Here is a 12678-nt window from a genome sequence, read left to right as displayed (position 1 = left end):
TAGAAGTGAAGACACGCAGTTTAGATTGGCCGGTAAGCACTTTTGCGACTCAATTTAGCCATATTGGCTGCAACTATCCTCTGTTATGGCGTACAGCGTACAGTATATTTACAAAAAAACATAAAAATGTTGTGCGAATTAGCACTATAAACGGAGTAAGAAAACGTATACCCTCCTTGCTGTTGAGGTCGTGCCAGCCTGTTAATTAAAAAATGGTAATCTTCATTTCTTGCAAAAAAGGTTAATGCATTGTTATGAAAGTTGAAGCGTCTGATTTTGGTGTCGTTGATGGTGAGAATGTCACCCTTTACACGTTAAGTAATTCACAGGGTATGCAGGCAAAAATTTTGAATTATGGCGGCATAATTCACGAATTAAATGTGCCAGATGACCAAGGTAAGCTTCATGCTTGCGTGCAGTCTTATTCAACCATTGATGGCTATGTGGACGACCCCAGTTATAGAAATGCAATAGTCGGGCGTTTTGCCAACCGTATTGGGCATGGAACGTTCACGTTAGAAGGTACGGAGTATCATCTAGATAAAAATGGCGGTGAACATAACTTGCACGGCGGCATTCCTGGTTTCCATAAAAAGATGTGGAAGGCTAAAGCAGAAACGCATGCTGACAGTGTTTCGTTGTCTTTAAGCTTAAGTAGCCCCGATGGCGAGGGAGGTTTTCCTGGCAACGTAAACGTTGAGGCTATTTATACCTTAGATGATGCTAATACGTTATCGTTGTCATTAAATGCTACCACAGACAAAGCGACCCCTTTCAGTCTCACCCAACATGCTTATTTTACGTTAAGTAAAGATAAGACAGTGGGAAGCACCTTCGTGCAAATTGACGCAAAGAAAGTTACCGATGCAGACAATACCTTGTTGCCAACAGGCAGCCTTGTAGAGGTTACAGACACGCCGTTCGACTTTAGTGAACTAACGCGGGTGAACGAAAACAGTGTGAAATCACATGATTTGTATAATCTAGTGGGTGGGTACGATCATAACTTCGTATTAAATGAATCGGTTGCTGGAAAACCTCAGGCCCAAGTTTTTGCTGAAGATACACACCTACAAATGGATTTATATACCGACTTACCGGGTATTCAGTTTTACACTGGAAGTCTACAAACTGACAGTCAGCTTGGCGCATTATGTTTAGAGCCTCAGCACTTCCCCGATGCACCGAATAAGCCACAGTTTCCTGATTGCATTATTTATCCCGATAAACCTTTTACCGCTGAAATTCGGTATCAATTTAAGCTGATTTAAACGAATAGAGAGTACACTTTAATTGTTAATTTATTTAACAATGTATTATCTTTATTCGATAATTGATAATCGCGAGCCCTTAATATATCATTGAGGGTAAACGTTTAACCTTTTGGTTTGATTACACCCATTCACACAAAATTTGTTTGGTGACGGTGTGGCAAAATTTCAACGAAAGCCAAATAAATAGTGAGAGAAATTATGGGAAAGCCCTTCGACCCAACTGACGACCCACATCGCCGTTATAACCCACTACTAGGTGAATGGGTTTTAGTGTCGCCACATCGCGCTAAGCGCCCTTGGCAAGGACAATCTGAAGAGCCTTCGAACGAGCAAAAGCCCTCATACGATCCCACTTGCTACTTATGCCCAGGAAATACGCGGGTAAACGGTGAAGTGAACCCAAGCTACACGGGCACATTCGTTTTTGAAAATGACTTTGCCGCATTGAAAAAAGATACAGAACAAGCCAGTGAAAAAAGTGGGTTGTTCCAGTTTGAAACCGAGCAAGGTTGCAGCCGTGTTATCTGCTTCTCTCCCGATCACAGCAAAACGTTGCCGGAGCTTACCGACGATGAACGTGCCGATGTGGTGAATTGTTGGAAAGCACAAACCAAAGAACTGGGCGAAGAGTTTACCTGGGTTCAGGTTTTTGAAAATAAGGGCTCTGCAATGGGGTGTTCAAACCCGCATCCTCACGGGCAAGTTTGGGCGCAGCAGCATTTACCTTCAGACCCAGCTAAAAAGCTGGTTCAACTAGGTCAATACTATGCAGAAAACCAACGCCCTATGTTGCTCGATTACGCCGAACAAGAAGTGGAAAAGCAAGAGCGAGTAGTTTGTCAAAACGATGACTGGGTTGTAGTAGTACCATACTGGGCAGCTTGGCCTTTTGAAACCTTATTGCTTCCGCGCTTTAACGTACAGTCATTAGATAAAATAACCGATGCGCAATCTTACTCGTTGGCGCAAATTATTGGTGATATTACCAGTCGCTACGACAATTTATTTGAAACATCATTCCCTTATTCAATGGGCTGGCATAGTGCGCCGTTCGATAACGAAACGCACCCAGAATGGACTGTACACGCCCATTTCTTCCCGCCACTTTTACGCTCAGCAAGTGTACGTAAATTTATGGTTGGCTACGAAATGATGGCTGAAGCTCAGCGCGATCTTACGCCCGAGCAAGCTGCAGACCGATTAAAAGCACTGCCTGTAGTGCACTATAAGAAACGCGAGAACACCAATGGATAACCAGTTACTTTCATCAGAATTTACACGTTGTTTCGGCACAGAGCCTACGCTTATTGCCCACGCGCCAGGTCGAGTGAACCTAATCGGTGAGCATACCGACTACAACGAAGGATTTGTGTTTCCAGCCGCCATTAACTTTGGTACGTGGGTTGCTGCATCCAAACGTGATGACAACGATATTGTAGTGACAGCGCTTGATTATGAAAATCAGCAAAATCAGTTTTCACTTAACGATATTCAGTATGACGACAATCAAGGCTGGGCGAATTATGTGCGTGGCGTAGTTAAAGTGCTTAAGGATGCCTTACCTGATTTTTCTGGTGCTAATCTTGTTGTTACAGGCAACGTGCCACAAGGCGCGGGTTTAAGCTCATCTGCTTCTTTTGAAATCGCTATTTTGAAAGCCCTTAGCGCACTATATGAATTACCGCTAGACGGTGTTCAAGCGGCCTTACTTGGTCAGAAAGCTGAAAACACCTTTGTGGGTTGTTCGTGCGGCATTATGGATCAATTGGTATCGGCAATGGGGCACGAAGGAAGTGCAATGTTGCTTGATTGCCAATCACTGGCGATTGAACATTCTCCACTGCCATCATCACATCAGATTGTGATCATTAACTCAAATGTAAAACGCGGTTTGGTAGACAGCGAATACAATTTGCGTCGTGAACAGTGTGAGCAAGGCGCGTCGTTATTAAGCGTTCCGTCGTTACGTGAAGCAACGATAGAAATGCTGGAAACCGCTAAGCCCCATATGCCTGAAGTGGTTTATCGCCGGGCCCGTCATATTATTACTGAAAATGCGCGTACATTAAGTGCAAGTGAAGCGTTGAAGGTAGGTGATATCACTACGGTGAGTGAGGCGATGGCAGAGTCGCATGTTTCTATGCGCGACGACTTTGAAATTACCGTACCGCCCATTGACTACCTTGTTGAAATTATTGGTGAAGTATTAGGTGAAACCGGTGGCGTTCGCATGACGGGCGGTGGTTTTGGTGGCTGCGTCGTGGCGTTAGTTCCAACTGATTCTGTCGATGCGGTTAAGCAAGTGGTTGCTGATAAGTACTTTGACGAGACTGGCTACAAAGCTGATATATATGTATGCACTGCCACTCAAGGTGCATTTGCTTAAACATTATATGTAATACACAAGATTCCCGTTAACAATTAATTGTGCCCCTTGCGTTGTTTTGAATTTCAAAACAACGCTTTTTTTTGCCTTAAATTTACAATTCTTGTTCATCTAAGTTAATGAAATGTGATATTAATGATGCGCTTTTGGGCAAAGTCATAAAGAAAGTCATGGTGTGGACTTTAACTTTTACAATAATAATAAAACCAATAGCCTTCATCGACCCTGCATCGAGAAAATTCGCACCGCAAAACTAAAATAATCGTTGGGAAAAACTATGAAATTAGCATCGTTAGATATCACAGTGTTTGTGATCTATGTGGTGGCGCTTATCGGCATCGCATGGTGGGTATCAAGGGAAAAGCAGGGACACGAAAAAGATACGAACGACTACTTCTTAGCAGGCTCTAGCTTGCCGTGGTGGGCAATAGGGGCCTCGCTGATTGCAGCAAATATATCGGCAGAACAAATTATTGGTATGTCAGGCTCTGGCTATCAACTAGGTTTAGCTATCGCTTCTTATGAGTGGATGGCAGCTATTACACTTATCATTGTGGGGAAATACTTTTTACCTATTTTTTTAAAGCACAAAATATATACCATGCCGCAGTTCTTAGAGCAGCGTTACGACCATCGAGTGCGTAAAGTCATGGCAGTATTTTGGTTGGGTGTTTACGTATTTGTAAACTTAACCGCGGTATTGTGGTTAGGCGCTTTAGCCATTAACACCATTGCTGGTGTGGATATGGTTTACGGCATGATATTCCTAGGTGCTTTCTCGCTGGCTTATTCATTATACGGCGGGCTAAAAGCTGTGGCACTTACCGACATTATTCAAGTGGTATTGTTAATATTCGGCGGCCTGTTTTTGTCTTACACCGCGCTTAATTTAATCAGTGGCGGTAATGGCCCCATTCAAGGTTTTATCGACCTTAGCAACCAGTTACCTGAAAAATTCGATATGATTTTATCGAAAGATAATCCGCATTATATGGACTTGCCGGGCATTTCCGTACTCATTGGCGGTATGTGGATAATGAACCTCTCATATTGGGGCTTTAACCAATACATTATTCAGCGCACATTGGCGGCGAAAAGCCTACAAGAAGCCCAAAAAGGGATAGCGTTTGCGGCATTCCTTAAACTGTTAATGCCACTGATTGTAGTGTTACCAGGCATTGCGGCAGTGCTATTAGTGCCGGAGCTTTCAAAGCCTGATCAAGCCTACCCATCACTTATGAGCATGATGCCAGTAGGGTTGAAAGGGGTTATTTTTGCCGCGTTAGTAGCAGCTATTGTGTCGTCGTTAGCCTCGATGACCAACAGTGTATCGACCATTTTCACTATGGATTTATACAAAGACAAACGCCCAAATGAAAGCCAACATCACTATGTGAAAGTAGGGCGTATAGTGAGCTTTGTCTCACTGATTATTGCCATGATCACGGCCAAACCATTGTTGGGTAATTTCGACCAAGCCTTTCAATATATCCAAGAGTTTACAGGCTTCTTTACGCCAGGTATTTGCGCCTTGTTTGTATTGGGCATGTTCTGGAAGAAGACCACTGCAACCGGTGGACTGTGTGCGGCACTAGGTTCCTTTGTACTTAGTATTGTATTCCGTCAATTCTGGCCTGAACTGCCGTTTATCGACCGCGTTGGAATTGTGTTCTTACTTTGTGTTTCTGTGGCTATTATCGTGTCGCTTGCAGAGAAAAAAGGTGTACATGAAAATGCGGTAGATTTAGATGAGGTCGAATTCGCTACAACGAAAGGGTTTAATATTGCCGCGTTCGCCGTAGTGTGTTTGCTTATCGCCTTCTACGGCGCTTGGTGGTAAAGCGCTGCTGACAATAAAGAGCCGGTGGAGTTAGAAAGTAAATGGTAATGGTTTGGGCGCTTAAGCTATCAAGCGCCCGATAAAACCATGCGAAAGTTCAGCCGACAAGCGATGAATATTTTGATAGCGTTCAAATTTGAAAGCACACGGGAGAGAAAAAACTTAATTTCTCCCGTTCAAAATAAGATATACTAACCGGCTAATATCGATGAAACTTTCGCACTTGTTGTTGTCACAAAGTGATAGAGCAGCAAGGCACTAAATACGTTACAGGAGACACCAATGGCAACGAAAGGCGTTAACAAGGTCATACTTGTGGGAAATCTAGGTAATGATCCTGAAGTACGATACATGCCTAACGGTAACGCCGTTGCGAACCTAAGCTTGGCTACCAGCGAAAGCTGGAAAGATCCGCAAGGCCAAATGCAGGAACGCACTGAGTGGCACCGCCTTACTATGTACCGTCGCTTAGCAGAAATTGCCGGAGAATACCTGAAAAAGGGTTCTCAAATTTACGTTGAAGGTAAATTGCAAACGCGTAAGTGGCAAGATCAGTCAGGCCAAGACCGTTACACTACAGAAATCATTGTAGACCAAATGCAAATGCTTGGTGGTCGCGGTGGTGAAGGTGGCGGTGGTAATGCGGGTGGCGGTTATCAACGCCCTCAGAATAACCAGCAAGGTGGATACCAGCAACAAGGTGGTCAAAGCCAAGGCGGTTATCAGCAACAAGGCGGCCAAAATCAAGGTGGTCAAAACCAGGGCGGCTATCAACAGCCAGCACCTAACCAAGGTGGCGGTCAGTCACAGCCTAAGCAGCCTCCAATGGCTGAGCCAGACTTTGATTTTGATGACGACATTCCGTTCTAGACAAAGACAAAAATAGAAATGTTGAAAAATAACATTGAAAGCCGCTACCAAGCGGCTTTTTTTTATTTTTTAGAAAATTAATGTTGAAAATTTAATAATCACCGCTATATTACTTTATAACAAATATAAATGTTTATTGTTGGGTGTCCATGAAAATTGCTGTAAAAAAGTTCAAAAGTGGAGAGCGCTACGTTTTTTTGTTAGGAGAAGATGGGGTTCCCGATTTTTGGGTAACTCACTTTGTAACGCAAAAACTGCGAATGACTAAAGCGGCAAAATCAATTGAGCAATACCTAAAAGACATCAAACATTTGAAACGTTGGGAGGATATTAACGGTAGGGATCTGATTGACGAAATATACAACGGTAAAGTACCTAACCTTGATGATATTAATAAACTCAAAGAGCATTGCTCATATCAGGCCAAAGTGGTTAGGGATAAGTCAGCAAGTAATGTAGTCGATATGGGAAAGTTTCATTTATCAAAATCACAAGACAAACCGACTATTGGTAAATCTCAATATATATCCCGCATAGCCCACATTGCAGAGTTCCTTCATTTTATCGGGCAAGAGAGAGTCAAGCACAAGCCAGCTGCCGCGGAACTTTTTGAGTCGCTGGATAAAATGAAAACTCGACTTAAGAGTGGTAGGCCAAAAGGAAGATCGAAGAAAGTTTCGTTAGATAAATCAGGTATTCCAGATGATGTATTTGAAGACTTTGTTGAGGTGGCGAAGCCTGATTCACATTACAACCCGTTTAAAAATCCAGTTATTAAGTTTAGAAACTACCTAATTGTTCAAGTTTTGTATGAGACAGGATTTAGATGTGCAGAGTTATTAGCGCTTCGGATCAGCGATATCGGAACGGATACTGAAAATCCAACATTGTCAGTTGTTAGAAGACATGACAGTAAAGATGATCCCCGCTTAAAAGAACCCACGGCAAAGACCCTTGGCAGACCTGTGTCTATCACAAAAGAGCTGAGAAACTTGCTAAACGCCTATATCAAGGTTCAGCGTGCTGAAACAAAAGTCGCAAAAACACACCCGTTCATCTTTGTTTCTCACAAAGATAAAGAGGGGCATTATCAATCTGGACAACCACTAATTCAACAAACAATTAATGATATATTTAATAGCATCAAAGGTGTGAACCCAGAGCGTTTTTGGGCTATTACACCTCACTCTTATCGACACTATTTCAATGATCAACTGTCGGATCAGATTGATGAGGTAAAAAGGGCCGTCAGGCAAGAAGTAATACGATTGGAGCAGGCGGGTTTGCATCAAGCTGCAAAGCAATACGCAGATGAAAATAAGATTACGAAGCAACGCGAGCTGGAGATAAGAGCAGAATTAAATGGACATTCATCTCTTAAATCAGGTGAGATTTATCTCAAACGGACAGCAAGAAAACAGGCGCAAAAGATACGCCAAAAAATGCAAGCGAAGATGAAGCACAAAGTAGAAGGACATAATCATGGCGGCTAAGGCAAACAAATTACAAGGCTCAGTAAGAGCTAGGACAAAGTCGGATAAGCGATACAGCAAAGCCAACTATGAATTTGATGTGTATGGCGATCTTTGGGAATTAGATGCAAATAAGTCGCTGAATTTTGAGTTACTCACTTCGCTAAATTTAGAGGCCAAGCTTGAAAGAAACTTTAGGTTAGCATTAGCTGATTATGCATGTGAATTTTCATCTTCTTATACAGATAATCTGTTTCGATATTGTCGCTGGTTTTTCGCTGTTGGTGTTACTGGGAAAATAAATGAAGAGCATGTAATAAATTACAAGGCAAAACTAACCAAAAGCACAGAGTATAAGCTAGGTTACATCCGCGCATTTTTAATGGACTGGCACGACAAAGAAATCAAAGGAGTCGATAAAAAGACAGTAGAGTTACTTAAGTCACTTAAACTTTCTGGTAATGAAAAAGGAAAAGCTGTTGCCTTAGGCTGCCCTTTTAGCGGAGCGTATTCATTTGAAGAACAAACAGCCTTTATAAACTGGTACGTGGATGCCTTTACTGAAAAACTGATCTCGTTGACCGATTACGCCTTTATCATGGCGCTACAACAAACCGGCACCCGCCCTGTTCAGATTACCTATCTCTATTATGGTGATTTAATAACAAGGGTTGAAGAAGGTGTCGAGCATTTTGATTTGCATCTCCCAAACGCAAAACAACGTGATGAACTTTTTAGAGACTCTTTTCAACTTAAGAGGGACACTGGTGAAGATTTAATGCTGGTGCTAACAACACAGGCAAATCAATCCATTAAGGCTGTTGAAACGCAATTTGATATTAAATTGGCATCCAGCCAGAAGAAGCAAATTCCTATCTTCCTCAATACACGAGAAATGGCTAAAATTGCTAGCTTTGAGGAATTTGAAGAGCTACAACAGAGAACGCCTGACTTACTATGTTTACGGACAAGGGGAGCAACCCCATCAGTTGCTGAAATGATAAGGCGCTTGGCTCGCCTTTGTCCGCTGAAAACAACACGGATTAAGTTAGATGATGGGTTTGGTGATTTGCATATCAACCCTAGACGATTCCGCTACACTCATGCAACCAATATGGCAATGCTAGGTGCGAGCGATTATGTAATAGCTGAAGAATTAGGCCATTCAGATACCCAACAAGTGAAAGTATATACAGAGTTCAACGAAGAAATGGCTGACAGCATTGATGAAGCGCTTGCGTCAGACTTAACTCCATTGGCACAGGCATTTTCCGGCACTTTGATTGATAGTGAAAAAGACGCAATGCGAGCAAATGATCCTCGTAGTCGAATTAACAGCAATGATGGGAACCCTATCGGAAATTGCGGCAAGTTTGGTTTTTGTGCCAACGGTACAATTCATTGTTACACCTGCAATAAATTTCAACCTTGGTTAAATGCACGCCATACAGAAGTTCTGAATAGTATCGTTTCAGAACGTGATCGTAAGCGTAAGATGGGAGCAAGTGAGTTTGTGTTACAAGGCCATAATCGCAGTATTGATGCTATCGAAGTTGTCATACAAAAATGTCATGTTAGAAAGCAAGAGCTGGAAAAAGACGGAGCGTTAAATGTCTGATGTACTGATATTTACACCAAAGCATAAACTAGATTTCCAGAAAAACTATGCTGACTTCATAGCATTCGCGAAAAACAATTTAACGCTTTTTGCTGATCATGAGTTTAAAACTCAGAAAGGCACTCAGAAAGGATGGGGGTGCGATAAATGGTCTTGGATCACAGCAAGAGAAAGGAAATTAACCATCGTATTTGGAAACAGTGTAAACCATTCTGAATATATACCATTCAAACAGCCATTTGCTGATTTTGCCAAAGCATATGTGCGTTATCAACAGTCAATCGATCATAAAGATTCGACAGCTTGGGCTTCATCTCTAGTTTGGATCCACAATGCTCTAGAAGAAAGAGCGACTCAGAATGATCGAGTGGATGTTGATATTATGGACCTCAATAACACAGATATTAATCGTGTGGAGGAGCAGATTAGGAACGGCGAACAAGGTGTTGGAACAAAACGCAATATTAGCCTGTCATTTGAACAAGTATTGCAGTTCATCAAGGACAAGCGATTCAAGTTGGATCTACAAGAGTGGTCAAATCCTTTCCCTCGTAAATCCGATCCTAGTATTAAACTTGATAAAGACAGCCGTAAAGAAGATGCGGACAAATGTCCTTCTGACTATCAAATGCTTCAAGTGGCGGATGCCTTTCACAAAGCTAAAACATCGCGTCAAAGATACTTCTCCAGCCTATGTGTAATGTTGATGTGCCAGCCGAGTAGAAATACGGAACTTAATGGTTTAACAATAAACTCATTGCAAAGAAGTGAAAAGGGGCGTTTATATCTAATGTGGCATCCTGCAAAAGGAGGCGATCCCGTTAAAAAGTGGGTACCCAAACTACTAGAGGATGTCGTACAACAGGCATTTGACAGACTCATTGATATTTCAGCTCCCGCTAGAGTTGCCGCGAAATTTGCTTTTGAAAATCCCAATATCTTTATGATGCATGAAAAGTGCATTACACCTTCTGATTTCTCGCAAGATAAACCATTAACATATGATCAATTTGCAAACGCAATGGGGTTCAAAACTGGTAAGTCTGCAAGAGGTGCGGAGATTAATTGGTCTACATATGGAAGTAACATTAAGTGGCTCAGTGATCTAATTAGTAAATTAAATGGCGTATCAGATTGGAAGAAAGAGTTATGTAGTGGAGCTACAATTTTACCCGACAATGATGTTGTGGATAAGCATACAAAAGAGCCAATAGGGCACTCTATTAAATTTCCGAGTTACAGTGACTTACGAATTGTAGTTGAACAGAAATATACGACAAAAGACTTTCCCGTCTATGGTGATGTGAAACTTTGGGACTGCATTACCTTAGTTCGAGAAAATGAGTTTCATAAAGACTTTAATGTTAAACCATTTTCGTGGGTAGTGACTGGGCACGGCGCGTTAAGTGATGCTATAGGTTCAGAACGCCCTTCGGGAAAGGAGGAAATCGAATCAATCTTTGATGAATTGTCAATCACAGATGAAGATGACACTCGATTAAAATTGAATACCCACCAACCCCGACATTGGCTGAATACTAAGTTAAAACTGGCTGGTGAAGAAGACTGGCTAATTGCCAAATGGTCGGGTAGAGCGGATGTAAAACAAAACAAAGCATACGATGGTAGAACTCAAGAGCAAAAATCACGATTAACTAAGCGCATAGGCCATGTTGCAAATAGTGATGGTGTAATGACGGCTACTCAAGCCAATAAGTTTCTATCGCCGTACACATCAGAGTCTCCTCCCCCTGCGATCGTATTGCATGATTTAGGTTTACCAGTTTCTCTTAAGTCACTTGGAATTAAAAGATCAGGTGTCGGGCAGTTCACAGGATTAGGCTATTGCGTTCACAACTATGCGGAAAGTCCATGCGTTAAAAATGGCGATTGCGAGGTCTGTAGTGACCATACATGCTTAAAAGGTCAACCTAACACCCTAGAAGAGCTTAAAAACCTTGAAAAGCTCTATGAGGAGCAGCTAAAGGATGCAGTCGTTAAAGCTGGAGATAGAGTTTTCGGTGCAGATCGCTGGGTGACAGCTCTAGGTTTCAGATTATCGAAGATCAAAACTATTGTTACCATGATGGAAGACCCAAACAGACCTGATGGTATACCTATCAAAATCCCTGATGAATTAGACCCTTCACCAGTCAAACGGTCACTGAATATTGAAGAGCACAATGCCATACCAATTTTCGATCTTACTGCTTTAGCAATATCTGATATGACGGAGTCATAATGGCTTTTATAACAGATAACAAAGAAACAATTTTATCGATTATTGACGGTTGGAGCGGTAAACTCACATATGAGCTTCTTTCCGAAAAGCTACAGACAGAATTAGGCTTAAAACGTCCTCCCTCTCGCCATACTTACACCAAGCATGATGAAATAAAACATGCCTTTGACCTAAAGAAAGAAGAGCTGAGATCTAAAAAGTCTGCTGCTATAGAAGAAGCTAAATCGCTATTTGATAGTTCAGGCAAACTAAGCCAACTTTTGGAAAATTTAGAAAATGATGATGCAACCATAGCTGAGCTTATAAAGCGAGTTGAAAAGCTTGAAAATGAGAATGAAAGGCTCGCTTCTGAGAATAATAGGTTAAATAAGAACAATGACCTGATACTTGAAAGGTTTGCTAGATGGCAGCATAACCTTCAGAAAATGGATGGTGTTGATTTGAATCAGCTTGCAGTAACTATTGATAGTGGGTTGCCAGCAAAAAATAGGGATTAATCGGTAGCTGTTATTGACTGTTTTGCCTTAAGCTATTAGGTTAGCAAAAGGTCAATAAAGGTAAAAGATTCTATGGTTGGTTTTTATGTAACTGGTGAGCTGAGAGACACAGTGATTTGCCGAGTGGATAAAGACGATTCGTACCTTTTTTGTTTTGGATACGTAGTTCATCACACAAGTAATCAATATGCTGCTGGTGATTGGTTTTCAACGAGTTTAATCGAGACAATCGAAAAAATAGATGATAAATATAAAATTACCACACTGAACAGTACCTACCTCGTAGACGGTGTCGATTTTATAGACATACCATCAACTGCAATTACCAACATTAGAATGGGCACGCCACCATTGAAAGCTTTAGATTTGTTGGGCTGCAGGTAAAAATGTACCACGATATGCATCTAAATCTAATCTGACAGCGGCGCCTGAAACAACGGGTAACTGTCAAATCAAGTCTGAACTAGTACAGATAAAAC

Annotated in this window: 10 protein-coding genes; all 10 read left to right on the top strand. The window is 41.8% G+C overall.

Annotated features, from left to right (window positions below; all coding sequences use genetic code 11):
- Positions 1 to 254 precede the first annotated feature (254 nt).
- The 10 genes from AAC006_RS10275 (at position 255) to AAC006_RS10230 (ending at position 12583) form a co-directional block, all read left to right on the top strand.
- On the top strand, positions 255 to 1271 hold the full coding sequence (locus AAC006_RS10275) for an aldose epimerase family protein (protein ID WP_013785897.1): 1017 nt from the start codon (positions 255 to 257) through the stop codon (positions 1269 to 1271).
- A gap of 201 nt (positions 1272 to 1472) precedes the next feature.
- Complete coding sequence (locus tag AAC006_RS10270; protein ID WP_013785896.1) at positions 1473 to 2528, top strand: UDP-glucose--hexose-1-phosphate uridylyltransferase; 1056 nt, start codon at positions 1473 to 1475, stop codon at positions 2526 to 2528.
- On the top strand, positions 2521 to 3660 hold the full coding sequence (gene galK, locus AAC006_RS10265) for a galactokinase (protein WP_013785895.1): 1140 nt from the start codon (positions 2521 to 2523) through the stop codon (positions 3658 to 3660). The genes AAC006_RS10270 and galK overlap by 8 nt, the downstream gene beginning before the upstream one ends.
- 277 nt (positions 3661 to 3937) lie before the next feature.
- On the top strand, positions 3938 to 5500 hold the full coding sequence (locus AAC006_RS10260) for a sodium/sugar symporter (RefSeq protein ID WP_126872640.1): 1563 nt from the start codon (positions 3938 to 3940) through the stop codon (positions 5498 to 5500).
- Positions 5501 to 5782: 282 nt separating this feature from the next.
- The gene (locus AAC006_RS10255) at positions 5783 to 6370 is read left to right on the top strand and encodes a single-stranded DNA-binding protein (RefSeq protein ID WP_013785892.1); all 588 of its coding nucleotides are present in this window, start codon (positions 5783 to 5785) and stop codon (positions 6368 to 6370) included.
- Between the two features lie 149 nt (positions 6371 to 6519).
- Complete coding sequence (locus AAC006_RS10250) at positions 6520 to 7863, top strand: tyrosine-type recombinase/integrase (protein ID WP_339891262.1); 1344 nt, start codon at positions 6520 to 6522, stop codon at positions 7861 to 7863.
- Complete coding sequence (locus AAC006_RS10245) at positions 7853 to 9460, top strand: site-specific integrase (protein WP_339891260.1); 1608 nt, start codon at positions 7853 to 7855, stop codon at positions 9458 to 9460. The genes AAC006_RS10250 and AAC006_RS10245 overlap by 11 nt, the downstream gene beginning before the upstream one ends.
- Positions 9453 to 11702, top strand: coding sequence for a hypothetical protein (locus tag AAC006_RS10240; RefSeq protein ID WP_339891258.1), 2250 nt, complete (start codon positions 9453 to 9455; stop codon positions 11700 to 11702). The genes AAC006_RS10245 and AAC006_RS10240 overlap by 8 nt, the downstream gene beginning before the upstream one ends.
- A complete protein-coding gene (locus AAC006_RS10235; RefSeq protein ID WP_339891256.1) occupies positions 11702 to 12199 on the top strand; it encodes a hypothetical protein in 498 nt (165 codons plus the stop codon). The genes AAC006_RS10240 and AAC006_RS10235 overlap by 1 nt, the downstream gene beginning before the upstream one ends.
- A gap of 72 nt (positions 12200 to 12271) precedes the next feature.
- Complete coding sequence (locus tag AAC006_RS10230) at positions 12272 to 12583, top strand: hypothetical protein (protein WP_339891254.1); 312 nt, start codon at positions 12272 to 12274, stop codon at positions 12581 to 12583.
- Positions 12584 to 12678: the final 95 nt, after the last annotated feature.

The organism is uncultured Alteromonas sp. (genome assembly GCF_963976965.1).
Lineage (GTDB): Bacteria > Pseudomonadota > Gammaproteobacteria > Enterobacterales > Alteromonadaceae > Alteromonas > Alteromonas naphthalenivorans.
This window is presented reverse-complemented; position numbering and strand designations above follow the sequence as displayed.

Excerpts from the sequence above, each read along its gene's own strand:
- AAC006_RS10240 (WP_339891258.1), top strand. The coding sequence starts at position 9,453 with ATGTCTGATGTACTGATATTTACACCAAAGCATAAACTAGATTTCCAG.
- AAC006_RS10260 (WP_126872640.1), top strand. The coding sequence starts at position 3,938 with ATGAAATTAGCATCGTTAGATATCACAGTGTTTGTGATCTATGTGGTG.
- AAC006_RS10270 (WP_013785896.1), top strand. The coding sequence starts at position 1,473 with ATGGGAAAGCCCTTCGACCCAACTGACGACCCACATCGCCGTTATAAC.
- AAC006_RS10255 (WP_013785892.1), top strand. The coding sequence starts at position 5,783 with ATGGCAACGAAAGGCGTTAACAAGGTCATACTTGTGGGAAATCTAGGT.
- AAC006_RS10235 (WP_339891256.1), top strand. The coding sequence starts at position 11,702 with ATGGCTTTTATAACAGATAACAAAGAAACAATTTTATCGATTATTGAC.
- AAC006_RS10245 (WP_339891260.1), top strand. The coding sequence starts at position 7,853 with ATGGCGGCTAAGGCAAACAAATTACAAGGCTCAGTAAGAGCTAGGACA.
- AAC006_RS10250 (WP_339891262.1), top strand. The coding sequence starts at position 6,520 with ATGAAAATTGCTGTAAAAAAGTTCAAAAGTGGAGAGCGCTACGTTTTT.
- AAC006_RS10230 (WP_339891254.1), top strand. The coding sequence starts at position 12,272 with ATGGTTGGTTTTTATGTAACTGGTGAGCTGAGAGACACAGTGATTTGC.
- galK (WP_013785895.1), top strand. The coding sequence starts at position 2,521 with ATGGATAACCAGTTACTTTCATCAGAATTTACACGTTGTTTCGGCACA.
- AAC006_RS10275 (WP_013785897.1), top strand. The coding sequence starts at position 255 with ATGAAAGTTGAAGCGTCTGATTTTGGTGTCGTTGATGGTGAGAATGTC.